Annotated in this window: 26 protein-coding genes; 14 read left to right on the top strand and 12 right to left on the bottom strand. The window is 63.5% G+C overall.

Annotated elements, in window-relative coordinates:
* Positions 1-148 precede the first annotated feature (148 nt).
* Both NZ951_00245 and NZ951_00240 read right to left on the bottom strand, forming a co-directional pair.
* On the bottom strand, positions 149-1,474 hold the full coding sequence (locus NZ951_00245) for a CapA family protein (GenBank protein ID MCS7206363.1): 1,326 nt from the start codon (positions 1,472-1,474) through the stop codon (positions 149-151).
* Positions 1,475-1,486: 12 nt separating this feature from the next.
* The gene (locus NZ951_00240) at positions 1,487-2,263 is read right to left on the bottom strand and encodes an alpha/beta hydrolase (protein MCS7206362.1); all 777 of its coding nucleotides are present in this window, start codon (positions 2,261-2,263) and stop codon (positions 1,487-1,489) included.
* 93 nt (positions 2,264-2,356) lie between these two features.
* Between NZ951_00240 and NZ951_00235 the strand changes: the two genes are divergently transcribed.
* Together NZ951_00235 and NZ951_00230 are read left to right on the top strand one after the other, a co-directional pair.
* Positions 2,357-2,575: a hypothetical protein gene (locus NZ951_00235; GenBank protein ID MCS7206361.1), complete on the top strand. Its 219-nt coding sequence runs from the start codon at positions 2,357-2,359 to the stop codon at positions 2,573-2,575.
* Positions 2,576-2,708: 133 nt separating this feature from the next.
* Positions 2,709-4,007, top strand: coding sequence for a glycine--tRNA ligase (locus NZ951_00230; GenBank protein ID MCS7206360.1), 1,299 nt, complete (start codon positions 2,709-2,711; stop codon positions 4,005-4,007).
* A gap of 32 nt (positions 4,008-4,039) precedes the next feature.
* Here the strand turns inward: NZ951_00230 and miaA are convergent, their stop codons facing one another.
* Genes miaA through NZ951_00195 form a run of 7 tightly spaced genes read right to left on the bottom strand, consistent with a single transcriptional unit; the run spans position 4,040 to position 10,311 of the window.
* Entirely contained in the window at positions 4,040-4,978 is a 939-nt protein-coding gene (miaA, locus tag NZ951_00225) for a tRNA (adenosine(37)-N6)-dimethylallyltransferase MiaA (protein ID MCS7206359.1), read from the bottom strand.
* Positions 4,979-4,983: 5 nt separating this feature from the next.
* Entirely contained in the window at positions 4,984-5,745 is a 762-nt protein-coding gene (gene tpiA / locus NZ951_00220; protein MCS7206358.1) for a triose-phosphate isomerase, read from the bottom strand.
* A 9-nt stretch (positions 5,746-5,754) separates the two neighbouring features.
* Positions 5,755-6,957 (bottom strand): 2,3-bisphosphoglycerate-independent phosphoglycerate mutase, encoded by a 1,203-nt coding sequence (locus NZ951_00215; GenBank protein MCS7206357.1) that lies wholly within the window; start codon positions 6,955-6,957, stop codon positions 5,755-5,757.
* Complete coding sequence (locus NZ951_00210) at positions 6,953-8,173, bottom strand: phosphoglycerate kinase (GenBank protein ID MCS7206356.1); 1,221 nt, start codon at positions 8,171-8,173, stop codon at positions 6,953-6,955. Before NZ951_00210 ends, NZ951_00215 begins: the two co-directional genes overlap by 5 nt.
* Before the next feature lie 34 nt (positions 8,174-8,207).
* Positions 8,208-9,221, bottom strand: coding sequence for a polyprenyl synthetase family protein (locus NZ951_00205; protein MCS7206355.1), 1,014 nt, complete (start codon positions 9,219-9,221; stop codon positions 8,208-8,210).
* A 9-nt stretch (positions 9,222-9,230) separates the two neighbouring features.
* A complete protein-coding gene (gene rpiB / locus NZ951_00200; protein ID MCS7206354.1) occupies positions 9,231-9,707 on the bottom strand; it encodes a ribose 5-phosphate isomerase B in 477 nt (158 codons plus the stop codon).
* Position 9,708: 1 nt separating this feature from the next.
* On the bottom strand, positions 9,709-10,311 hold the full coding sequence (locus NZ951_00195; GenBank protein ID MCS7206353.1) for an L-threonylcarbamoyladenylate synthase: 603 nt from the start codon (positions 10,309-10,311) through the stop codon (positions 9,709-9,711).
* 134 nt (positions 10,312-10,445) lie between these two features.
* On the opposite strand from NZ951_00195, the gene guaA reads away from it, so the two are divergent.
* The 7 genes from guaA (at position 10,446) to NZ951_00160 (ending at position 18,677) form a co-directional block, all read left to right on the top strand.
* A complete protein-coding gene (gene guaA / locus NZ951_00190) occupies positions 10,446-12,131 on the top strand; it encodes a glutamine-hydrolyzing GMP synthase (GenBank protein MCS7206352.1) in 1,686 nt (561 codons plus the stop codon).
* Positions 12,132-12,495: 364 nt separating this feature from the next.
* Entirely contained in the window at positions 12,496-12,687 is a 192-nt protein-coding gene (locus NZ951_00185; GenBank protein MCS7206351.1) for a helix-turn-helix domain-containing protein, read from the top strand.
* Positions 12,684-12,887, top strand: a complete 204-nt coding sequence (locus NZ951_00180) for a hypothetical protein (protein ID MCS7206350.1) — start codon at positions 12,684-12,686, stop codon at positions 12,885-12,887. The genes NZ951_00185 and NZ951_00180 overlap by 4 nt, the downstream gene beginning before the upstream one ends.
* A gap of 9 nt (positions 12,888-12,896) precedes the next feature.
* On the top strand, positions 12,897-14,177 hold the full coding sequence (purD, locus tag NZ951_00175) for a phosphoribosylamine--glycine ligase (protein ID MCS7206349.1): 1,281 nt from the start codon (positions 12,897-12,899) through the stop codon (positions 14,175-14,177).
* On the top strand, positions 14,177-14,632 hold the full coding sequence (gene purE, locus NZ951_00170) for a 5-(carboxyamino)imidazole ribonucleotide mutase (GenBank protein ID MCS7206348.1): 456 nt from the start codon (positions 14,177-14,179) through the stop codon (positions 14,630-14,632). The genes purD and purE overlap by 1 nt, the downstream gene beginning before the upstream one ends.
* A gap of 54 nt (positions 14,633-14,686) precedes the next feature.
* A complete protein-coding gene (locus NZ951_00165) occupies positions 14,687-17,368 on the top strand; it encodes a valine--tRNA ligase (GenBank protein ID MCS7206347.1) in 2,682 nt (893 codons plus the stop codon).
* Positions 17,369-17,372: 4 nt separating this feature from the next.
* Positions 17,373-18,677, top strand: coding sequence for an exonuclease SbcCD subunit D (locus NZ951_00160; GenBank protein ID MCS7206346.1), 1,305 nt, complete (start codon positions 17,373-17,375; stop codon positions 18,675-18,677).
* A 23-nt stretch (positions 18,678-18,700) separates the two neighbouring features.
* On the opposite strand, the gene NZ951_00155 is transcribed toward NZ951_00160, so the two are convergent.
* Positions 18,701-19,852 carry a mandelate racemase/muconate lactonizing enzyme family protein gene (locus NZ951_00155; protein ID MCS7206345.1) on the bottom strand — a complete coding sequence of 384 codons (1,152 nt, stop codon included), beginning with the start codon at positions 19,850-19,852 and terminating at the stop codon, positions 18,701-18,703.
* A 101-nt stretch (positions 19,853-19,953) separates the two neighbouring features.
* Here NZ951_00155 and NZ951_00150 point away from each other — a divergent pair, with 101 nt between their 5' ends.
* Genes NZ951_00150 through NZ951_00135 form a run of 4 tightly spaced genes read left to right on the top strand, consistent with a single transcriptional unit; the run spans position 19,954 to position 21,875 of the window.
* The gene (locus NZ951_00150; protein MCS7206344.1) at positions 19,954-20,499 is read left to right on the top strand and encodes a TlpA family protein disulfide reductase; all 546 of its coding nucleotides are present in this window, start codon (positions 19,954-19,956) and stop codon (positions 20,497-20,499) included.
* A gap of 8 nt (positions 20,500-20,507) precedes the next feature.
* A complete protein-coding gene (locus tag NZ951_00145) occupies positions 20,508-20,978 on the top strand; it encodes a urate hydroxylase PuuD (protein MCS7206343.1) in 471 nt (156 codons plus the stop codon).
* Positions 20,979-20,980: 2 nt separating this feature from the next.
* Positions 20,981-21,733: a prolipoprotein diacylglyceryl transferase gene (locus tag NZ951_00140; protein MCS7206342.1), complete on the top strand. Its 753-nt coding sequence runs from the start codon at positions 20,981-20,983 to the stop codon at positions 21,731-21,733.
* A complete protein-coding gene (locus NZ951_00135) occupies positions 21,690-21,875 on the top strand; it encodes a methytransferase partner Trm112 (protein MCS7206341.1) in 186 nt (61 codons plus the stop codon). Before NZ951_00140 ends, NZ951_00135 begins: the two co-directional genes overlap by 44 nt.
* Here the strand turns inward: NZ951_00135 and folK are convergent.
* Together folK and folP are read right to left on the bottom strand one after the other, a co-directional pair.
* Positions 21,818-22,384 carry a 2-amino-4-hydroxy-6-hydroxymethyldihydropteridine diphosphokinase gene (gene folK / locus NZ951_00130; GenBank protein ID MCS7206340.1) on the bottom strand — a complete coding sequence of 189 codons (567 nt, stop codon included), beginning with the start codon at positions 22,382-22,384 and terminating at the stop codon, positions 21,818-21,820. The two genes, NZ951_00135 and folK, sit on opposite strands and share 58 nt — an antisense overlap.
* Entirely contained in the window at positions 22,381-23,253 is an 873-nt protein-coding gene (gene folP, locus NZ951_00125) for a dihydropteroate synthase (GenBank protein ID MCS7206339.1), read from the bottom strand. Before folP ends, folK begins: the two co-directional genes overlap by 4 nt.
* Before the next feature lie 109 nt (positions 23,254-23,362).
* On the opposite strand from folP, the gene NZ951_00120 reads away from it, so the two are divergent.
* On the top strand, positions 23,363-24,358 hold the full coding sequence (locus tag NZ951_00120; protein MCS7206338.1) for a nicotinate phosphoribosyltransferase: 996 nt from the start codon (positions 23,363-23,365) through the stop codon (positions 24,356-24,358).
* Positions 24,359-24,372: the final 14 nt, after the last annotated feature.

Here is a 24,372-nt window from a genome sequence, read left to right as displayed (position 1 = left end):
ATAGGGCCTCTCCCTCACCCTTGTCCCAGAGAAGAGGGTGAGGATGCTCCCAGGGCCAGCAAAGATGACAACCTCCCCCTGAGCGGTGTGAAGCGCGTCCCAATCAATAACCCTTTCTAGGAGGATCTCAGCCGGGCCATTTCCCCGTCTAGGGGCGCACGATACCCACCCCGTCCACCAGGCGCAGGTCGGTGCCCAAGGGCTGGCACAGGCGGGCCAACCGCTCCAGGCATCGGGCACCCGCCTCGGGGGAGGCCAGCAGGGGCCGTCCCCGTTGGGAGCGGGGGCGTCCCACCCCCAGTTCGCACGGGTACAGGCGCACCTCTTCCAACCGCCCCGCCCTAAAGTGGGTAACTGCCACGACCGTCTCCCAATAGACAGGATTGGCGGGGAACCCCCGGGTATCGCCGGCGGTGCGGGCCTCAAAGAAGTCCGCAGGAGTGGCGTCGTAGCCCAACCCGAAGCGTGTGTAGGCGTCCTGGGGGAGTTTATAGACCGTGTCGTTCTGGAAGATGAAGTTGCCCAGGCTGTAAAAAATAGGCTTACCCTTGTAAATTTCGATACCCCGCAGAAAGTGGGGGCCGTGCCCCACGAAGATGTCCACCCCGTTATCGATGCACAGGCGGGCGAAGGTGCGCACGAACTCGGCCGGCTCGTCGCGGGTGGCCCCGCTCTCGTGGCTGTGCAGGCTCATCACCACCCAGTCGGCCATCCGACGGGCGTCGCGCACCCAGCGCAGGATGTCCTGCACATCCCCATCTTGGGGCAGGGTGTGGACGGCGAAGCCTTGCCCCACCCGGAACTTGCGCCCCAGGAAGTGGAAGTCGGTGTCCGTATCCTGGGGAATATTCCCCGTGAACCCGAACTGGCGCTGATACTCCTTCTCCTCCTCAAAACCCAGCGCTTGGCTGATACGCCGAAGGTGGGCCATAGCCTCACGATCCACCGTGTAGATGGCCTGATAGCCGAGGGCGCTGACCCCGGGCCGTCCCTGCATATCGGGGCGTTGGTCGCCCGCGCGGGCGTGCTCGGGGAAGGTAGAAGTAACCGAAAGGAGGGCGACGCGTCCTTTAGGGGTCTCCAAGTAGGCAGGAGCGCGGGCTTCCGCCAGGTTGCGCCCGGTGCCCGCAGCCACCAGCCCCACCCGGCGCAGATGCTCCCGCGTCGTCAGCAAGCCTACTTCCCCGTAGTCAAAGGCGTGGTTATTGGCGCAGGAGACCATCTGGAAGCCCATCCACTTGAGCTCCTCCAGGTTGGCAGGGTCGGAGCGAGTATAGGTGCCCGTCTGAAAGCCGGGGCTTCCCTCGTAATCGTGGAACAACATCTCCAAGTTGGTGAAGGCTGCGTCGGCGCTCCGGAGGAGGTTCACCAAACCCAAGAAACGATCTTCGCGGTGCACCCGCAAGGGGCGGGTGATCATGGCATCGCCTGTAGCGGCGAAGGCGAAGTCCCGCCCTTCCGCCTCAAACAACATGGGCGCCTCCTTTTAGGTAACACGGTCAAAAAAGGTTTGCACCAGGCGATTGAATATCCCTGGCTTCTCCCAGTAGACTGAATGGCCTGCTCCTGGCACCAGCACTAACCGCGAGGAGGGGATAAGTTTGTGCACCAGGCGCATGATATCGGGTGTGGTCAGGGGATCCTCCGCTCCCCCGATCAGGAGCACGGGCACCCGGAGGCGGGCCACCTCCTCAGCCGTGGGCCCTTCCCCATTCCAAAGGGGCTCTAAAAAGTTCTCTGGTCGCGGCGGATTGAGGGCGGAGACCTGGGCGTAAAGAAAGGCCCGCTCAGGATAGCGCCGGCGAAACCCAGCCGATAAGACGCGCGCTAGGAGGTCTTTGGGGTAATCGGGGGCCTGCCGCCTCTCCCGCTGCTGACGCAAGAGTTGCAGATCCGCAATCCCCCCGGTAGTGTCAGCCAGCACGAGGGCCTTCACCCGTTCAGGCCAGCGCACGGCAAACCCCAAACAGGTGAAGCCCCCCATGCTCTGGGCCACCAAGTAGACATCCCGAATACCCAAGTGGTCCAGCAACGCCCGCAGGTCGTCCACAAAGCCCCGCATGCCCACCCCAGCCGGGTCATCCACGGACTGTCCGTAGGATCTGTGGTCAAAGGTAATGCAGGTATAACGTTGGGAGAAGACGGGCACCTGTTGCCACCAGCTCAGGTGGTTCCCCCCCGCCCCGTGGGCGAACACCACCGCTGGCCCCTGCCCGTGCACTTCATAGTAGAGCTGGATACCGTTGATCCGCGCCGTCGGCATGCCACACCCCCTTCAGAGGATTATACAGCCCTTGCCTGTCTGTGGCCCCCCTGGGATATACTAAAACCAGACAAATTCGTGCGAGGAAGGGATATGCCAGCCATTTCGGGTTGGCGCGCCCCCCACCGCAAGGTGTGGTGGACGGTGGTGTGCCACAACTGCCACAAGGTGCTAGGACGATATCTTTTGCCCGGCCTTCAGCGCCAGACCACCTATCGCCTCTGTGACGACTGTTCGGCCTCCACACCCCAGCAACGCACCGAGACGCCCCAGACCCCTGCCCGTCGCCAGCGGCGCCCCGCGTCGGCCTGAAAGGCGTCAGGCGCAGGTGTCCTACACCACACACGCACTTTTTGACAGGGGAGAGGCCCTTTGCTACCCTCACCCTAGGTGTGCTCCCTCCGGAGGCTAGAAGATGACCCACCATCCCCCTCCAGCCGTGGACATGGAGAAAATCGTCTCCCTGTGTAAACGGCGGGGCATCATCTTCCCCAGTAGTGAAATTTACGGGGGCTTGGGAAGCACATGGGATTACGGCCCCCTAGGGGTGGAACTGAAGCGGGCCATTAAAGACCTCTGGTGGCGGGACAATGTGCTCAAAAGGGACGACATGGTGGGCCTGGACGCCGCAATCCTGATGCACCCCAGGGTCTGGGAGGCGAGTGGCCACCTAGAGAGTTTCGTTGACCCCCTAGCCGAGTGCAAGGCCTGCCACACCCGCTGGCGTCCCTCTGACCTGGCCGACCCGCAGCGCTGCCCCGATTGTGGTGGCCCCCTCACCGAGCCGCGCATGTTCAACTTGATGTTCAAGACCTTCATGGGGCCCGTAGAAGACTCTGCCCATGTGGTCTACCTGCGCCCGGAAACGGCGCAAGGCATTTTTGTAAACTTCCTGAATGTGCTGAATGCCACTCGGAAGCGCCTCCCCTTCGGCATCGCCCAGATAGGTAAGGCCTTTCGCAACGAAATCACCCCGGGCAACTTCACCTTCCGCACCCGTGAGTTTGAGCAGATGGAGATCGAGTACTTTGTGAAGCCAGGTGAAGACGAGGTGTGGCACCGGCGGTGGGTGGAGGAGCGGTACAACTGGTATCTGCGCTACGGCATCCGCCGGGAGAACTTGCGCCTGCGGGAGCACGCCCAAGGGGAACTGGCCCACTACGCCAAGGCCACTGTGGACATCGAATACCGTTTCCCCTGGGGCTGGGCAGAACTAGAAGGCATCGCCAACCGCACCGACTTTGACCTCCAGCGCCACTCCCAGTTCAGTGGGGAACGCCTCACCTACTTTGATGAAGAGACCAAACAGCACCTCGTCCCCTACATCATTGAACCCTCGGGCGGAGTGGACCGCGCCGCTCTGGCCTTCCTGATCGACGCCTACACTGAGGAGCCGGACAAGGACGAGGTACGAGTGGTGTTGCGTTTACATCCCGCCTTGGCGCCCATCAAGGTCGCCGTTTTGCCCCTCAGTCGCAACGAACGCCTGGTGCCCCTGGCCCGTCAAATCTATGTATCCCTGAAAGGCTTGGGACGCTGGACGGTGGCCTACGACGATGCCCAAAGCATCGGACGGCGCTATCGCCGTTTTGATGAAATCGGCACCCCTTACTGCATCACCATCGACTTCCAATCCCTAGAAGACCAGCAGGTTACCATCCGTGATAGGGACAGTATGGCCCAGGTGCGCCTGCCCATCGCCGACCTGGAGAAGCACCTGGAAGAGCGCCTGCGCCTCCCCTAAGCCGTCGCCTTGGGGCACGGACACGAATGCACCTATTGGCCGAGAAAGGTCCTCACCACATCCTGGGCCTGCTGGGCTAGCTCAGGGCTCACCACAAGCCAACGGATGCGAGGATCATCAGGGCGGAACCAGGTGTAAGCCCGCCGCGCCACAACCCGGTGGAGCCGTTTCACCTGTGCCACCGCTTCCTCTAGGGACATGCGCCCCTGCACCGCCAACATAACAGGGCGATACCCCAGGCGGGCCAATACGGGGAGGTCAGGGCTATAACCCTGCGCCAGAAGGCCCCTGATTTCCTCCAGCCAGCCCCCCTCCAACATGGCTTCCACCCGCTGGTCCAAAGCCTGATAGAGGGCTTGACGGGTCGGATAGGTCAAGCCCAGGGCCAGCCAGCGCCAAGGCACCTCCCCCCTTCGCCGCAACGCCGAGAAAGGTTTGCCCGAGGTGAGGCACACCTCCAAGGCACGAACGACGCGTCGCAGGTTGCGGGAGTCAATGTGCTGCGCCGCGTGGGGATCCAGGCGTTGCAGCAGGGCATAAAGGGCGTCGGGGCCCTCCAGTTGAGCCTTCGCGAGCAGTGCGGCGCGCAGGGAGGGCTGGGGCGGCACCTCAGGCACCTCCCAGCCCTCCAAAAGCGCCCATACATACTGCCCCGACGCCCCCACTAAAATGGGCAGGGCACCCCTAGAGTGGATATCGGCGATCGTCTCCCGCGCCAGGCGCACATACAGGCCCAGGCTGAAGGGCTCGTCGGGATTCACCAGGTCGTAAAGGTGGTGGGGAATCTCCTGACGCACTTGGGGAGGGGGCTTAGCGGTGCCGATGTCCAATCCCCGATAGACCTGCCCGCTATCGGCGTTAACAATTTCGCCTCGGAAGTGGCGGGCCAAAACCACAGCAAGAGCGCTTTTCCCTGTGCCCGTGGGGCCGACGATGGCCAGAAGCGGAGGCTTACTGGCGGGAGCCGGCACCCCCTTTACCCCCGCACCCGCTCCACGATCCGCACCATCGCACAAAAGGCGTCGGCCCGCAGACTGGCCCCCCCCACCAACGCTCCGTGAATGGCCGGCTGGCGTACAAACCCCTCCAGGTTCTCCGGTGTCACGCTCCCCCCGTAGAGGAGCGGCACCTTCACAGCATTGTGCTCCCCGAAAAGGCTCGCCAAGCCACGCAGCACCCCTTCCACCATCATCTCCTCAGCCGCCTCGGGGGTAGCGGGCATCCCTGTGCCGATGGCCCATACCGGCTCATAGGCGACCACCAGCCCGTTACAATCGGCCACCCCCTCTAATGCCCGCTCCACCTGTTGGCGCACCACCGCCACCGCCTGCCCCGCCTGGCGCTCAGGCAAGGTCTCCCCCACGCATAAAATGGGGCGTAACCCCCACGCCAAAGCCGCCTTCACCTTGCGATTGACCACCTCATCGCTCTCCCCAAAGATGTGGCGACGCTCCGAATGGCCCAAAATCACAAACTGGCACCAGTCTTTCAGCATCGCCGGAGAGATTTCGCCTGTAAAAGCCCCTTTGGCCTCGTAGTGCATGTTTTGTGCCCCCAGGGCGATGGTGGAGCCTTGGAGCAGTTGAGCCACCGGCACCAGGGAGATAAAGGGCGGGCACAGCACTGTCAGCACATGGGGAGGGTCATGCAGTTGAGAGCGGATGGCCTGAGCCAGGGCCACCGCCTCATCAACAGTGGTATGCATCTTCCAATTACCAACCAGCATAGGGATGGGCACCGTTGCCTCCTACGCCCCGTATTTGGCTAGGCGGCCGGCGTGGGCCAAGACGAGCAGCATAACGGCTGTGGCCGGCAACCGCCCTAAAGACCCCAGGGCACACGCCTTCTCATTGAACCCTTCTACTCCCTCGCCCACTGTGTAGCGGGAGTGAATGAGCAAGGGCACGGGATGCCACGAGTGCCCTCCCACCAGGGCCGGCGTAGCGTGGTCGCCCGCCACCACCAACACCTCGGGACGCAACGCCAAAAGGTCGGGGATATGGGCGTCCAAAGCCTCTAATGCCCGCACCTTACTGGCAAAATCCCCATCCTCGCCCGCAGCATCGGCGGGCTTGTAGTGGAGGAAGAAGAAATCATAGGCGTGCCAATGCTCCCGCACAGTGGCCACCTCCTCGGCGAAGGTGTTTCCCGTGGGGAGCACCTGCATCCCCAACACCCGGGCAATACCCCGATACATCGGATAAGCTGCCACCGCCGCCGCTCTCAGGCGATAAGTCTCGGCAAAGTTGGGGAAAGCCGGCAGGCGCGACCATCCCCGCAGGAGCACCATATTCCCCTTTGGCTCGTGGCGGAGAAGGTGGCGCGCCTCCTGCACGAAGGTGCGCACGAGGGTGGCGGTGCGCTCCCCTTGCGGGGACAGGGCCGTCGGCTCCCGAGGGGGAACACCGGTGCGTCCCGGGTCTGTATCGCACACCTCCTCGGAGAGGCCATCCCCCCGCAGGAGCACCACAAAGCGATGCTCCTTGACGGGATGCACCTCCAGGTATACCCCGGGGAGGCGGATGCCCGCCAGACGGTGCACCAAATGGGCGCTCTCCTCGGAAGAGATGCGCCCTGCCCGTCGGTCCAGGATGATGCCTTGGGCATTCACCGTGCAGAAGTTGCCCCTCGCCGCTAGATCACCCGCGCGCACCTCCAAGCCAATACCCAATGCCTCCAACACCCCCCGCCCGATGGTGTACTTCAGCGGGTCATAGCCGAACAAGGCTAAATGCCCCGGCCCACTGCCCGGGGTGATGCCGGGCAGGACAGGAGTCGTCAGACCGCACGCGCTCTGCTTAGCCAAAGCGTTCAAATGGGGAATGTGGGCTGTCTCCAGTTCGGAACGGCGCGTCTCGGGATGGGGAAGCCCCCCCAACCCGTCCACCACCAGAAACAAGATTTTGCTCGGCGAGTCCAGGAGGAGGTCTGCCAGGCCGGGGAAATCAATCACGCCGCCCCCTCGCCACTTGCTCAACTGTCCACAAGGCGCTCACGCCGGGGAGTTCCCTACCCTCCAGGAACTCCAAGGATGCCCCCCCGCCCGTAGAGACATGGTACATCTTCTCCACAAGGCCCACCTGGGTAACGGCTTCAGCGGTAGACCCGCCCCCCACAATGCTCACCAGGCCTTGCCGTTGGGTCAGATCAGCCAGGGCATAGGCCAGGGCACGGGTGCCGTGGGAAAAAGCGGGCACCTCAAACACCCCCACAGGGCCGTTCCAGACGACGGTCTTACAGCGTGCGAGGCGCACGGCAAAAAGGGCCACGGTGCTGGGGCCCACATCCACAATCCGCCAGTCGGCGGGAATGGCCGTTACAGGGAGAATGGTATAGGGGGCACCCGCCTCAAGGGTGGGAGCCACTACCACATCCTGAGGGAGACTCACCTCCACCCCACGCCGGCGTGTATCGTCCAACACCTGGCGGGCGAAGGGGAGCAGGGACTCCTCCACCAACGAGCGCCCTACTTCCAAACCCTGGGCCTTGAGGAAAGTGGCCGCCATCCCCCCGCCGATGAGCAGCACATCCACACGCGGGAGAAGGTTCCCCAACACCTGCATCTTATCGCTCACCTTGGCCCCGCCCAACAGCAGACCCAAGGGGCGCTGGGGAGCGGTGAGCACCGTCCCTAACGCCTGCAGTTCCTTCTCCATCAGGAAGCCTGCCACACTGGGCAGGTAGCGGGGCACGCCCACCACCGAGGCGTGAGCACGATGGGAGGCAGCGAAGGCATCGTTCACAAACACCTCCGCCAGGGAAGCCAACGCCTGGGCGAAGGTCGGGTCGTTCTTCTCCTCACCGGGGTAAAAGCGTAGGTTCTCCAGCAGAAGCACCTGGCCTGGCGTAAGGGCTTGCACCGCCTGCTGCGCCACAGGGCCGATGCAATCGGTAACATACTGCACGGGGTGTCCCAACACCTCCGACAGGCGTTGGGCAACGGGACGCAGGCGCTCCTTCTCCACCACCTTGCCCCCTGGCCGTCCCAAATGGGAGCAGAGTATCACCTTCGCCTTTTGCTCCACCAAATAACGGATGGTGGGCAGGACGGCACGAATGCGGGTGTCGTCGGTTATACGGGTATCCTCCATAGGCACATTGAAGTCCACCCGCACCAGCACCCGCCTGCCCGCTACGGGCAGGTGGCGAATGGTCGCCTTTTGCACGGGGCACCTCCTGCAGGGGATGTGAAGGATACCTCTATATCGGGGCCTCGTGGGCTAGATAGTGCACCGCTTCCCGCAAAGTATCGCCCCTGTCGCCGGTAACACTTGTCCACAGGCGCAAACCGTCCTCTATGGCCTGCTGGGCTATGCTTTCCGCCTCGGTAAATGCCCCCAAACGCTCTAAAAGGGCTGTCAATGCGGGAATATCCGCAGGCTCCAAAACCCGCTTCATATACACAACGCCCAGTTCCCGCTTCTCCCGCACGCTGGCCCGTTGGAGAGCCAAAGCCAGGGGCAAGGTTTTACTCTTGTTGAGGACAGGACCTGCTACCCCCTCGCTCACGGGACGGCGCCAGCGGCGCACGTCGTGCCAGTAGTGCACCCCCTCGCCCAACCGACGCCCTGCCTCCTGACACAAGTTCTGCACCTCGCTAGGGCGGTGCGCGAGTATAGCCGGTAGGGCTAAGGCACACCCGACCACCCCCCCCGTTTGGCTTTGAGCGATGCGCCGGCATTGGGCTACGGTTACCTCTAGGCGTTCCTGCAGCTGCAGGTCCTCATAGCGCCCCTCACACAGGGCAAGGGCCGTGGTATCCAGCAAACGCAAGGCTTCAACTAGGCGCTCCGAGGAGTACCCCTGCGCCTGCATACCCTGCACCAGGGTGAGGCGGGCCAGGGCGTGGAAACCATCCCCTGCATTGATGGCCTGGGCAGGTCCCCACAGCCACCAGAGGGCCGGCCGCTCGGACGAGCCGGGGGTGCCATCCTGAATCTCCCGGTGCACGGCGTGGAAATGGGCGAGGAGTTCTACCGCTGCCCCACAGACCGCCACGGCGGTCGCAGGAAGGCCCAACCCCTGTCCGGCCAACACCGCCAGAGACCCATAGGGATGCACAGGAGCCGTAGGAGTGGAGTCGCCCTGGGGATCGCGCCATCCCAAGTGATATTCCAACATCCGATATAGGAGTTCCCCACGCCCTTCAAGATATGCTCGCAGACTTCTCTCTACTACGGGTGAGGCGTCCAGGACGGGTGGAGGCACAGCCACGGCAACACCCTAACAACAGGCGATGTGCGAGCGTTCCAGATGGGCGATCTTCTCCACACGGCGGGCGTGCCGTCCCCCTTCAAAGGGGGTTGTGAGGAAGGCCTGGAGGATGTCTTGGGCTTGGGTGGGCTGGAGTGCCGAACCCGCCAAGCACAGCACATTGGCGTTGTTGTGTCCCCGCGCCCGCTGGGCCGAAAAGGTGTCATGGCACAGGGCAGCCCGCACACCGGGTACCTTATTGGCGGCGATGCTCATCCCAATTCCCGTGCTACAGATGAGGATGCCCCGCTCCACCTTGCCCTGGGCCACTGCCCCCGCCACCTGCACCGCCACATCGGGGTAGTCCACTGGCGTCGGGTCGTGGGTGCCGAAGTCCTGAACTATATAGCCTGCCTGGGTCAGAAAGGCGATAAGAGCCTGCTTCAGGGCTACGCCGTGATGGTCGCACCCGATGGCGATGCGACGGGGTGTGCTCTGGGCCTCCACGCTACCCACCCCCTATCAAGGGCTGTCCCAGGACCTCCTGAATGGCCTCACGGGGCACATTGCCGGAGCGCACCAAACGGGGCTGTGGGCCGGTCAAGTCCACCACCGTGCTCTGCCCGCCGGGTGTGGGCCCTCCATCGACGATGTAATCCACGACGTGCCCGAGGGTGCGGCGCACCTCGTCGGCCGTTTGGGCGGAGGGGAGTCCGCTAGGGTTGGCGCTGGTGCCGTGGATCGGGTTGCCGAGGCGCCGCGCCAGTTCCCTCGGCACGGGATGCGCCGGCACGCGCACCCCGATCGTCCATCCCCGTGCTGCTACCACCGCCGGCACACTCGGAGCCTTGGGGAGCACCAGCGTCAACGCCCCCGGCCAGAAGCGCTCCATCAGGCGATAGGCCACTGGCGGAATGGAGACAGCCACCCTCTCCACATCCTCCACAGAGGCCAACAACACCGGCAAGGGCATGCCCACAGGGCGTCCTTTGGCGGCGAACACTTTCTCTCCAGCGCTTTCAGAAAAGACATCCCCACCCAAGCCATAAACCGTATCGGTGGGGTAAGCCACAATGCCCCCCCGGGTCAGCATCGCCACCGCCTCGTCCACCTGGCGCGCCAGGGCAAGGGGCAGGTCTGTGATAAAAGATCGGTCGTGCAGGGGAGCCCTCCTCCCGTTGGGGGCGGGAACTTGCCCCGCTGTTCCTTGACTAGTATAGCATAGCGTGCTACCCTTGGGCCAAGATGAGCCACGAGCCGAGCCCTGAGGGTCCCCTTGGGAAGAGCGGGCGGCGTGTGGCCGCCAGCGACCACCTGGAAGTATCCACCTACTTGGAGATTTCGCGCCACCGCCAAGGTGAGACCCTTGACCAGACCCCCGAGCACCCCAAGACAGCGGACGAGGCCATCGTCGTCCTCGACTTTGGGTCCCAATACAGTCGCCTCATCGCCCGCCGGGTGCGGGAGTGTCGGGTGTACTGTGAACTGCACCCCTTTGATGTTACCCCTGACGCGCTGGCCCACCTCAAGGTCAAGGGCTTCATCCTTTCGGGAGGGCCCGCCAGCGTGTATGAACCGGGGGCACCCTTAATTCCGCCCTTTGTGTTGGAGTGGGGCGTGCCCGTATTGGGGATCTGCTATGGGATGCAGGCCTTGGCCTACCAGTTGGGGGGCAAGGTGGCGCCCGCCAAGCGGGAATATGGCCACGCCGTCCTGCATCAGAACGTGCCCCAGACCCCCCTGTTTGCAGACCTCCCCCCCGCGATGCCCGTCTGGATGAGCCACGGAGACCAGGTGGTGGAGATGCCCCCAGGTTTTCAAGCCCTCGCCTATACGGAAAACTCCCCTCTGGCTGTCATTGGCTCGCCCGAGCGGGGCTTGTATGGACTGCAGTTCCATCCCGAGGTGGCCCACACCCCCTATGGACGCCAAATTCTGGCCAACTTCCTGTACCGCGTGTGTGGCTGTCGGGGCCTGTGGACACCCCGTAACTTCATCGCCGAGGCGACAGAGCGCATCCGCTCCCAAGTCGGGGACGGCAAAGTGGTGTGCGCCCTGTCGGGTGGGGTAGATTCCGCCGTTACAGCCACCCTCGTGCATCAAGCAGTGGGCGACCAACTCACCTGCGTGTTCGTCAACAACGGCCTGTTACGGCGGGAGGAGCCGGAACGGGTGCTCCATACTTTTCGCACCAAGATGGGCCTGCGGGTGCTCTATGTGGACGCCTCACAACGCTTTTTGGAGCGCCTGCGAGGGGTAGTGGATCCCGAGGAGAAGCGCCGTGTGGTGGGGGAGGAGTTTATCCGCGTCTTCGAGGAGCAGGCGGCAGCCCTGGGAAAGGTGGACTTCCTGGCACAGGGCACCTTGTACCCTGACATCATTGAAAGCAAAGGCGACGCCAAGGCAGCTGCCAAAATCAAGACCCACCACAATGTAGGGGGGTTACCGGCCACCATGCGCCTGCGCTTGGTGGAGCCATTGCGTTACTTGTTTAAAGACGAGGTGCGGGAAGTGGGGCTGGCCCTGGGCCTGCCGGAGGAGATCGTCTTTCGTCAGCCTTTCCCCGGGCCCGGGCTGGCCATCCGCATCATTGGTGAAGTTACCCCAGAAAAACTGGAGATTTTGCGGGCGTGCGATTGGATCGTGATGGACGAGATCAAGGCGGCCAACCTGTATCGGCAGTTGTGGCAATCCTTCGCGGTGCTGACCAATGTGCGCACCGTGGGGGTGATGGGCGACTATCGCACTTATGGGTATCTGGTGGCCGTTCGCGCTGTTACTTCGGAAGACGCTATGACGGCCGACTGGGCGCGCCTGCCCTATGAGGTGTTGGCCCGCATCTCCACCCGCATCGTCAACGAGGTGCCCCAGGTCAACCGGGTGGTTTACGACATCACCTCCAAACCGCCGGGGACAATCGAGTGGGAATAGGGCAAATAACTAGGATAGGTCTAAAAAACCGCCGCCGCAGATGAGAAAGACCTCGTATCCTGGGGTTTGTATTGTTTCTTTATAGAGCGCCCCTTCAACTCCTCCCAAGTGATACGCAAAAAAGCGATACGCCAACACTTTAGCAGGCCTCCGTGGCCCCCAGTCATCCACCACGAGTCTGATGAGTCTAATCCGACACATCACCTCTGCTTTTTTCGCCTTTCCCCTGCCCTTGACGAGAGTTCTGTGAACCATTCGTTTTCCAGAGTTCGCCTGTGTTGCCGACACCGCCCTTTGGCGCACCCGTTGGCACAAGATACATTCTTAAACCTCCCTGTGGCATGATATAATCGTGGAGGTTGATATGGCCGCACTCCCTGACACCTTCTCCGTGCCCCAGGCGGCGCGTTTGTTGGGCGTCTCCCCTGAGCACCTGCGCCGTGCTCTGCGGGAGGGAACCCTGGTGGGCACCAAAAAAGGTGGCCAATGGGTTGTCAGTCGGCAGGCCTTGGAGGCCTGGGCCAAGGCCCAGGGCCTGAAGATGCCCCCGCCGTGAAGGCTAGCCTCATCCCCTTCCGCCTGGAACACCTGCCCGACGGTCAGTGGGAGGCTTTCTGTCCTCTGCTGGGATGCTCCGTTCGGGAGCCCACCCCGTCCAAAGCCCTGGCACGCCTGCGCCACACGATCACCGCCCACATCCCCCACCTCGCCCAGGACGATGCCGGGGAAGACCTCATCCCCTGGTGGCGCGCCTAGGAGACAGGAATGCGCGTCCTGGTTGTCGGCTCCGGCGCTCGGGAACACGCCCTGGCGTGGAAACTGGCCCAAAGCCCCCAAGTAGAGTCTCTCTTCGTCGCGCCCGGCAACGCCGGCACCGCAAAAATAGCCACCAACATCCCCATCCCCGCCACGGACATAGAGGCCCTGGTGCAGGCTGCACACCATCACCGTATCCACCTGACCGTCGTGGGGCCAGAACTGCCCTTAGCCCAGGGCATCGTGGATCGCTTCCGCCAGGAGGGATTGGCCATTTTCGGCCCCACCCGCGCCGCCGCCCAGATTGAGGCGTCCAAAGCGTTCGCTAAGCAACTCATGCAGCGCTGGGGTATCCCCACTGCCCCCGCCCAAGTGTTCACGGACTATCAATCGGCGATTGATTATGTCAAAAGACAGCCTCTTCCTGTGGTGGTGAAAGCCGACGGCCTCGCTGCAGGAAAAGGCGTAACCGTGTGTGCCACCTTTGCTGACGCTCTGGACGCCATTTCCCGCGCCATGCGGGAGCGGGTGTTCGGCCCCGCAGGGGAACGCATCCTCATAGAACACTGCCTCGTGGGGCGGGAGGTGAGCGTGTTCACCTTTACCGATGGCCAGCATGTGTCCCCTCTGGTGGCCGCCTGCGACTACAAGCGCCTGCTGGACGGCGACCAGGGCCCCAATACCGGGGGCATGGGCAGTTACAGCCCCCCCGAGTTTTGGACGCCTGCCATGGCCGAGACGGTGCGCCAGCGCATCTTGGAACCCGTCGTGCACGCCCTGGCCGCCGAGGGCCGTCCCTACCAGGGCGTCCTCTACGCCGGGCTGATGGTAACAGCCGACGGCCCGATGGTCTTGGAGTTCAACTGTCGCTTAGGCGATCCTGAAGCCCAGGTCATTCTGCCCCGCTTGCAGGGCGACTTGCTGGACATCCTGCTGGCGGTTGTGCGCACCGAGATGCACGGCCAGAAGTGGGCGTGGAGCCCCGACGCCTGCGTGGGCGTGGTGGCCGCCTCCCGCGGCTATCCAGGGGACTACAGCAAGGGTTATCCCATTAGGGGCTTGGAGGCGGCTGAAAAGGAGGCGCTGGTGTTCCACGCCGGCACCCGCCTGATCCTGGCCGAGGGGAAGCCGACCGTGGTAACCGATGGAGGCCGTGTGCTGACAGTTGCTGCCCTCGGGCCCACCCTAGCCCAGGCCCGGGAAAAGGCTTACCACGCCCTTGCCCATATCCACTTTGAAGGGATAACCTACAGGCGAGATATCGCCGCACTGCCAAAAGGAGGGAACTGATGCCTCTGGTGTCTGTCGTCATGGGGAGCCGCTCCGACGAACCCACCCTGCAGGAGACCGTGAAGGTGCTGGACGAGTTGGGCATCTCCTATGAGGTGCACGTGCTCTCGGCCCACCGCACCCCCGACAAACTGCGGGAGATGGTGGTTACTGCCCCCCAGCGGGGCGTAGAGGTGTTCATCGCCGCCGCCGGCGGGTCGGCCGCCCTGCCCGGCACGGTCGCCGCCCACACCACCCTCCCCGTCATCGGCGTCCCCTTGCCCTCTAGCCCTCTGCAGGGGATAGACGCCCTTTTAGCCATCGCCCAGATGCCCCCCGGAGTGCCCGTCGCCTGTGTGGCCATCGGCTCGTGGGGGGCACGCAACGCCGCTTACCTGGCCGCCGCCATCCTCGCCCTCAAACACGACACCATCCGCCAGGCCTATCAGGCCTATCGGGAGCGCCTGCGCCAATAGGGCTTCCCCATCCTGCGTTACAATAGACAGCGTAAACCCCTGCGGGAGCCAATAATGAGCGAGGCCAGCGCCTCTGCCCTTCCCAAGGCGTATAATCCCCAGGCTGTTGAGCAACGCATCTACCAGAGGTGGCTGGAGGGAGGCTATTTCACCCCGAAGATTGACCCCTCCCGCAAGCCCTTCGTCATCATTATGCCCCCGCCCAACGTGACGGGGAGCCTGCACATGGGCCACGCCCTCACCGCCACCATCGAGGACATTATGGTGCGCTGGCATCGCATGCTGGGAGAACCCACCCTCTGGCTCCCCGGGGTGGACCACGCGGGTATTGCCACCCAGGTGGTGGTGGAGCGGGAACTGGCCAAAGAGGGCCTCACCCGCCACCAGTTAGGGCGGGAGGCCTTCGTGGAACGGGTCTGGCAATGGGTGCGCACCTATCGCGCCCGCATCTCCCAGCAACATATGCGCCTGGGCGCCTCCTGTGATTGGACACGGGAACGCTTTACCCTGGACCCCGGCCCCAGCCGCGCCGTGCGCACCACCTTTGTTACCTTCTACCATAAGGGCCTTATCTATCAGGGGGAACGCATCATCAACTGGTGCGTGCGGTGCGCCACCGCTCTCTCCGACCTGGAGGTGGAGCATAAAGAGATACAGGGCGACCTGGTCTTCATCCGCTACCCCCTCGCAGACGGCACAGGCTTTATCACCGTGGCCACCACCCGCCCCGAAACCATGCTGGGCGACACGGCTGTGGCGGTGCACCCCGCAGACGCCCGCTACGCCTCCCTCGTCGGCAAGATGGCGGTCTTGCCCCTGCTGGGACGGCGCTTGCCCATTATCGCCGACGAGGCCATTGACCCCTCCTTCGGCACCGGGGCCTTGAAGGTTACCCCCGCCCACGACCCCGTGGACTGGGAGATCGCCCAGCGCCACCACCTGCCGGCAGTGACCATCCTGAACTCCGACGGTACCCTTAACGCCTCCGCCGGCCCCTTCCAAGGGATGGACCGCTACCAGGCCCGTCGCGCCGTGCTGGAGGCCTTGCGCCAGCAGAACCTCCTAGAGAAAGTCCAGCCCCATACCCTTGCCCTGGGGCACTGTCAACGCTGCGGCACCCCAGTGGAACCCCTCCTCTCCCGTCAGTGGTTCGTGCGCGCTGCGCCATTGGCCGAGCCGGCCATACGCGTTGTCGAGGAGGGAACCCTTCGCATTATCCCCGAGCACTTCAGCAAGGTCTACCTGAACTGGCTCCGCTCCATCAAGGACTGGTGCATCTCCCGCCAGTTGTGGTGGGGACACCGGATTCCCGTCTGGTATTGCGCCGACTGCGGGGGGCAGACCTGCACCTTGCAGGATCCCAGCCGTTGCGAAAAGTGTCAGAGCCCCCGCATCCAGCAAGACCCCGATGTGCTGGATACCTGGTTCTCCTCGGGCCTGTGGCCTCATAGCACCTTGGGCTGGCCCGATGATACCGAAGACCTGCGCTACTTCTACCCCACCACCGTTATGGAGACGGGCTACGACATTCTTTTCTTCTGGGTCGCCCGCATGGTCATGCTGGGGCTGGCCAACACGGGCAAGGTGCCCTTTTACACGGTCTACCTCCACGGCCTGGTGCGCGACCCCTATGGGCAAAAGATGTCTAAAACGAAAGGGAATGTGGTGGACCCCATTGACCTGGTGGACCAGTATGGATGCGATGCCTTGCGTTTCACCCTCACAGCGGGGGTCGCACCCGGCAGCGACCAGCGCCTAAGCCCCCAGCGCCTGGAGGCGGGGCGCAACTTCGCCAATAAGATCTGGAACGCCTCCCGCTTCGTCCTGTCGGCTTTGGAGGGGGCATCCGATCTCACCGGCTGGAGCTCTCCCCGTCCTGTCCACCTGGAAGACCGCTGGATCCTCTCCCGCCTGCAGGACACCATCCGGCGGGTGCATCGGGCGATGGAGACCTTCCTGTTCGCCGACGCCCAGCAGAACCTCTACGATTTCATCTGGGACGAGTTTTGCGACTGGTACCTAGAGCTGAGCAAGGTGCGCCTGCGCCGTGGTGTCAGTCCCTCTCCCCGCCTGATTTTGGCCTACACCCTGGAGCGCATCCTGCGCCTGCTCCACCCCTTTATGCCCTTCATCACGGAAGAAGTGTGGCAGGACCTGCGGCGCCGTCTGCCCAACGAGGACGGTGCTCCGGAGATGCTCATCGTGGCACCGTGGCCACAGGTGGATACGGCTCTCATAGACACCCACGCTGAACAAGCCCTGGATGTGGTGAAGGCTTTGGTGCGCACGGTGCGCAATGCGCGCGCCGAGTTCCGTTTGCCTCCCCGGCAACCGTTGGAGGTGCTGGTCGTCCCCGGGGCGCATCGCACCACTTTGGAAGGGGAGCGGGAGGCGATTCAAGCCTTGGCCCACGTCCACCCCCTGCACCTGCTAGAAGACGGGCAACCCTTACCGACCGACTCCCAGTCTCTGCGCACGGCCGTCGGCCCCTTGGCTGTGGCCATTCGCATCGGACACCTTGTGGATATCCAGAAGGAAGTGGCCCGCTTGCGCGCAGAAGTCGAGCAGACCCAGCACGTCCTCCAGCGCCTCCAGGCACGCCTTCAGGACGCCGAGTTCCGCGCCAAAGCCCCCGAGGAGGTGGTGGAGCGGGAGGAGGAGCGCCTCCGCCAGGCACAGGCGCGCCTATCCGCCCTACACGACCTTCTCGCTCACCTGACTGCTGGGGGCGGCTAGCCAGATGCGCCTGCTCCACTTTTCGGATTTGCATATCGGGGTAGAGAGCTACGGGCGCGAGGCCCGGGAGGGGGATCTGGCCGCCCTCCCCGACTACTTTCTGGTGCCCCCGGGCCACGACCGCACCTACTATCGGGGAGCCAACACGCGCCTGCTGGACTTCCTTGCCGCTTTTGACGCCGTTGTGCACACCGCCATCACCGAGAAGGTAGACCTGGTGGTCTTCGCCGGAGACGCCTACAAGAGCCGTAACCCCGACCAGACACACCAGCGGGAGTTCGCCCGCCGTATCGCCCATCTGGTCAACCACGATATCCCTGTGTTGCTGGTGGCCGGCAACCACGACCTTCCCTCCATCGCCTTCCGCGCCTCAGCCCTGGAAATCTTCCCCACCTTGAACATCCGGAAAGTAACGGTGAGCGAACGGGCAGAGGTGCTCACCTTGCAGACCCGCTCCGGCCCCCTGCAGGTTCTCACCGTGCCCTGGATACGCCCCCACCTGCTCCTGGAGCGCCAGGAGAGCCAAGGCAAATCCCCGGAGGCCCTGCGCCAAATGGCCGAGGAGCGCCTGACGGCCCATATTCACACCCTTGCCCAGCGCCTGGACCCCTCCCTCCCTGCTATCCTGGTGGGCCACCTGACCCTCTCCACTGCCACTACCAGCACCGAGCAATCCATGCTCTTAGGCAACGACCACGTGCTCCAACCCAGTAGTATCGTCCTGCCGGGGCTGGACTACCTGGCTTTGGGGCATGTGCATCGCCACCAGTCTTGGGGCGAGGCTCCGCCTGTGGTCTACTCTGGGAGCCTGCAGCGCGTGGACTTCAGTGAAGAGAAGGATAGGAAAGGGTTCGTGGTGGTGGATATTGACCCCGGCAAGCCCGCCGGCCAACGGGCCCGCTGGGAGTTCCGCGAGGTGCCCGCCCGTCCTTTCCTGACGGTGCAGGTGGAGATAGGCCCAGACGACGACCCGACCACCCAGGCCCTCTCCGCCCTGCGGCGCACTGCCCTGAAGGGCGCGGTGGTGCGTCTACGCCTGCGGATGCCCCTCGCTTTAGGGGGGAGGCTGGACGAGCGCGCCCTGCGCCAGGCCCTGGAACCGGCCTTCTATTCCGTTATGCAGAGGGAGTATACCGACCGGCACTTACAACTGTCAGGCCGGGCCATTGACCCACGCGCCTCTCCGGAGGAGGCCCTGCGTAAGTTCTTAGAGCAGGAGCGCCTGCCCGACACTGTGCGCCAGCGGGCACTGGCTCTCGGGCGGCAGGTGCTTACCGACGTGCGGGCCTCGGATACCACAGGGCCATAGACCCCCCACTCCCCCACACGGGGCTAGGGGCCTTCCTGGTGATAGTGGCGAATCGGGCGGGCTGGGAAGGGCTTGTACCCGTAGCGAGTCAGGGCCTCTTCGTTCAGATCTATCCCCAACCCAGGCGTGGTGGGGAGGCGGATGTAACTGCTCTCCACACGCAAGGGCACGCGCGCAATGGCCTCCCCCACTTCGGTGAAGTTGACGAAGTATTCTGTGATGAGAAAGTTCGGGATAACGGCCGCTACGTGCAGGGTGGCAGCCAGCCCCACCGTAGTGCTGTTGTAGTTATGGGGGGAGACCACCACAAAGTTGGGCTCCGCCATCGCAGCAATTTCCTTCAGTTCCAAGATGCCCCCGCAGTTGCACACATCGGGGTTGATGATGTCGGCACAGCGCTTCTCCAAAACCTCGCGGAAATCCCACTTGCTATAGAGGGCCTCGCCCGTAACCACCGGCAAAGAGATGTGCCGACGCACCTCGGCCAAGGCGTCCAGGTTCTCCGAGTCCACGGGCTCCTCATACCAGAAGGGCTGGAACTCCTCTAAACGGCGCGCCACCCGTATGGCGTGCATGGGGGCCAGACGCCGATGCACTTCAATGAGCAGGTCTACCTGAGGACCAACGGCTTCCCGCACTGCCCGCACCGTCTCCACCGCCATGTCCTCCTCCCGTTGGGAGATGTAGGGACGCCAAGGAGGGGGGAAGGGGTCGAACTTCAGAGCGGTAAAGCCCAGGCGCACCGTGGCCACCGCCGCCCGGGCATAGTCCTCGGGCGTTTTGGCCCCCTCATACCAGCCGTTGGCATAAACGCGCACCCTGTCCCGACACGGCCCGCCCAGCAGGTTATAGACGGGCTGGCCCACCGCTTTGCCCACGATGTCCCACATGGCCTGCTCCAATGCACTCAAAGCACAGTAAAACTCCAATGAGCCGCGCCGTGTGGCATAGTCCATAAACATCACCTGGGTGAAGTGCTTGATATGGAAAGGGCTACGGCCCACCAAGTAACGAGCCATAGCCTGAATGTGTTGCTCGATAGTCTTGTCGCGGTCCGATTGGGTATAAGCCTCCCCCCAGCCGTAAATTTCTGCATCGGTCTCCACCTTGACGAACAAGAGGTTCTTGCCGCGCCCCGGGTGCACCAAAAAGGTCTTCACTTGGGCAACCTTCATCGCCGGCCTCCCTTGAGGTGCTGGGGGAATCATACCTTATGTGCTACCCTAGGTCGTAGGAGGCACGCGCCCGGGCACCGAGCCTGGGAGGTCGAGGCGTTATGGAGCTGGGGCGTCTTCGACTGGGGTTTCTCTTGCAGGGTCTCGCCATCCTGGGAGGCCTCGTTCTCGTAGTGGTGTCCGTTGTGCAACCGCCTACGGTTACTAGCAGCCCACGTCTGGGAGAGCAGAAGGTGCGGGAACCAGCCCCCGACTTCACCCTGTCCCTTTTTGATGGGGGCCAGTTTCGCTTGGGGAACTATCACGGGCAGGTCGTGGTGATAAACTTTTGGGGCTCCTGGTGCCCCCCGTGCCGGGCCGAGATGCCCGCTCTGCAAAAGGTGTGGGAGACCTACCAAAGCCAGGGCCTGGTGCTGGTGGGCGTGAATGTGCAGGACACCGAAGCCGCCGCCCGTGCCTTTTTGAGGGAGGCGGGCGTGACCTTCCCCACAGGTCCCGACAGCGACGGCACTATCACCACAGCCTATCGGGTGGTGGGTTTTCCAACCACCGTTTTCATTAATCGTCAAGGGCAGGTGGTGCGCCGGTGGACGGGTGCCATCACCCAGGAGCGTCTGACGATGCTGGTGGAAGATCTCCTGCGGTGAGGATAGATATGGACGGGCGGGAGATATTTCTGCTGGTGGTGCGGTGGCTCCACGGTTTGGCGGCCGTGGCGTGGATAGGGGGAAGTCTGTTTGCCTTCGTCCTCCTCCGGGGACAGGGTGAAAGCCCTTCAACGTCTTTGCGGCAGGCTATCCGCCACGCCTTCCGCCAGATGCTAGCCCCCATCACGGCTATTCTGGCCCTGACAGGAATTGTCCTGACTTTCGAGCGCCTTACTTCGCCGGTGGCCTCTGTGCCCTATGTGGTAGTGTTGGCGCTCAAGGTGTTGATAGGATTAGGGATGTTCGTCTTGGCACGTCGCTGGTGGCGGGTTGCCCCGTCCACACAAGCCTCTACACCCGTGCCCCGCATCCTTGCGGGCCTGCGGGGGGGCACCCTTCTGCTTCTGATGGGCATCGTAGTATACCTGCTAGCGGACTTGCTCAAGGTGTTGGCGGAGCAGGCTTTACGCGGCAGATGACTATGGTTACTCTAGACGCCCTGCAAAGCGCCCTCTGGGTTGTGTTCGCCTTCGTCGGCTACTGGCTAGTAGACTACTGGGCGCGGCGGGAAGGGGAACGCTGGGGGGTGCCCCGCCGCTGGCTGGAATGGCCCCTGGCCATAGGGGCCCTGCTGGGAGCCCGCTTGGGGCATATCCTCCTCACACGCCCAGCAACCCTCCTTGACCCGTTGAGCCTGCTACGCCTGTCCGATGGCATGTCGTTGTACGGTGCCCTCGCGGGGGGAGGCGTGGTCTTGCTCCTTTGGGGGCGCAAACGGCCCCAGTGGGCCTTGGCCCTCGCCTCCGGGTATGGCCTGTTCCTCCCCTTCGGCATCGCCCTTGTGCACCTCCCCTGTCCGCTTTACGGCTCCTGTGGGGGCCAAATCACCACCAACCCCTTGGGCCTACTCCTCCCAGGGAGCGCCGTTGCCCGCTGGCCGTCCGACCTTTACGAAGGACTGGGCAGTGTGCTTCTGGGAGGTGTGTTACTGGCTGTGAGCGCCCGCCCCCAGCCCGCGGGAAGGCTAGCTGGCTTGTTTCTGGTGTGCTACGCTGTTCTGGATGCATGGTTGGCGCCTACACGAATAGGGGGGGCATCCCCGGCATGGGCGGGCCCGGCTGCTGCTCTGGGGGCAGCCGCTGTGGGTTTGGCCCTGCTAGCATCTACCATCTTCCCTCGAAAGGAGACCCATGCGGCGCGACCTGATGGACATCCTAGTGTGTCCGGTGTGTAAAGCCTCGCTCTCCCTGACTGTAGAACTCCAAGAAGGGGAGGACATCATGACAGGAAGCCTGTGGTGCGCCCAGTGCAAAGAGACTTACCCCATTGAGGAGGGCATCCCCAACCTTCTGCCCCCCTCCCTACGGACGCCCTGATCATCATCCCCCAGCCATGCTAACGGGGGAGGCGACCACGGGCGCACGCCTTCATGCCCCACCCGCCGAGCCAGCGCCCCAACGGATATCCCTAGCGTTGGATGCACCACATCGGCGGCCAGGTCGGACAAGGGAATCAGCACAAAGGCCCGCTCCGCCATCCGAGGATGGGGCACAGTAAGACGCTCAGATGTGAACACCCGTTCGTCATACAGCAAGATATCGATATCCAGAGTGCGGGGCGCATTAGGGAAGGGGCGTGTGCGCCCCGCGGCGCTCTCCAGGGCTAAGCAAGTGTCCAGCAAAGCGAGGGGGTCTAACGGTGTCTGAAGGCACACAACCATATTTAGGAAACGGGGCTGATCGGCGTATCCCTGAGGAGCCGTCTCATAGATAGGCGAAAGGCCGATCACATCCCCTGCGCGCTGGTGGAGCCCCCGCACGCCCTGACGCAGATACCCCTCCCGGTCGCCCAAGTTAGAGCCTAACCCTAGATAGACCAGGGTCATCCCCCCTCCGGGCGACGCCACCCCCGCACCACCGCATCGGCCATGCGCGCCACCCGCACCATCGCTTTGACATCGTGGACGCGCACGATATCAGCCCCTTGCGCAATGGCGAGGGCTACAGTGGCGGCTGTGCCCTCTAAACGCTCGTGCACGGGCAAGCCCAACACCAGACCGATGGTGTGCTTACGGGAGGTGCCGATGAGCAGGGGGCGCTGCAGAGCAGAACGAATGTCCCCCAAACGCCTCAGCACCTCCAGGTTCTGCTCTGCCCGTTTGCCGAAGCCCCAGCCGGGGTCAACGATCAGGTGTTCCCTGGCCACTCCCGCCTCCAAAGCCCTCTGCACCCGCTCCTGCAGGCCCCGAATGATATCGGGTATAAGGTCTTGGTACTCGTAGCCGTGCTGGTTGTGGGTGAGCACCGCGGGCACCTTCGCCTGAGCGACCACCCGTGCCATGTTCGGGTCGGCGGTGAAGCCCCACACATCGTTCACCAGAGAAGCGCCCTCGGCGATGGCCTGGCGGGCCACTTCGGCTTTAGAGGTATCTATGCTGATGGGCACCTGCAGCACCCGGGCAAGGCGTCGGATGACGGGGATCACGCGGCGCAGCTCCTCTTCCAGGGGGATGGGACGGGCATCGGGATATACCGTGGGCGGGCGGGACGATTCCCCTCCCACATCAATAATGTCCGCCCCCTCCGCCTCCATGGCCAGTGCCCGCTGCACGGCCGCCTCCACATCCGCCAGGCCGTCCCCCGAAAAGGATTCGGGCGACAGGTTGAGGATACCCATAATGTAGGTGCGCGCCCCCCAACGGAAGGGACGGCCCCCAATAACAGTGGTGCCCAAGTTGGCCGTATGCGTCAGCATAGCCGAGTTCCTTTCCATCCTAGCAGAACGCCCTCCCCGCGTGAGCAAAACCCGTATCATAACACTTGAGGGTCTATGGGACGTTCTCCGATGCCAGGAGGAGGGCTCTATGACATTCGCCTTTCCCCTTGACCCCCAGGTGGTGTCCGGCGACACGACCGATGTCTACTTCGTGCGCACTGTCACTGTCCTACAGAAGGCGGGCATCAACCCCATAGTAACGATGGAGTTTTTCCCCCAACGGGACGGAATTCTGTGCGGGATGAAGGAGGCCTTGGCTTTGCTGGAACAGGTGCTTCCAAAGGACAAGAGCGAGGTGTGGGCATTGGAGGAGGGGACACCCGTTGCCCGCAAAGAGGTGGCGTTGCGCATCAAGGCCCCCTATACCCTGTTCGGCATCTATGAAACGGCGCTTTGTGGCATTCTGGCCCACTGCACGGGGTGGGCCACAGCGGCGCGGGAGTGCGTGGAGGCGGCACGGGGCATCCCCGTCGTCTCCTTCGGAGCACGCCATGTGCACCCCCGCGTGGCAGCAGTGATGGACTACTCTGCTGTAGTGGGGGGGTGTGTCGCCTGCTCCTCCATTGCGGGGGCACGCCTGGCGGGGGTAGTGGCCGCCGGCACTATGCCCCACGCCTTCATCCTGTGTGTGGGTGATACGGTGCGCGCCGTGGAGTTATTTGACCAGCACCTCCCCCCCGATGTGCCCCGCATCGCTTTGGTGGACACCTTCAAAGACGAAGTAGAGGAGAGCCTGCGCGTCGCCCGCGCCCTGGGCGCTCGCCTGCAAGGCATCCGACTAGACACGCCAGTGGAGCGGGGGCGGGTAACAGTGGACTTGGTGAAGGAGGTGCGCGCCCACCTGGACCTGCACGGCTTCACCCAAGTGCAAATCGTCGTGAGCGGAGGGCTGACCCCCGACCGCATCCGCGCCTTTGTGGACAGCAAGGCTCCTGTCAACGCCTTCGGCGTGGGGGGGTACATCACCTCCGCCCCTCCCAACGACTTTACCGCCGACATCCACGAGGTGGACGGCAAGCCCATCGCTAAAAGGGGGCGTATCCCCGGGCTAACACCCAATCCCCGCCTGAAGCGGGTGTGGTAACGCCTGCACCCTGG

It is taken from the genome of Dehalococcoidia bacterium (genome assembly GCA_025060295.1).
Lineage (GTDB): Bacteria > Chloroflexota > Dehalococcoidia > Lucifugimonadales > HRBIN23 > HRBIN23.
The sequence above is the reverse complement of the archived record's forward strand: the minus strand, read 5'-3'. Positions and strand labels throughout refer to the sequence as shown.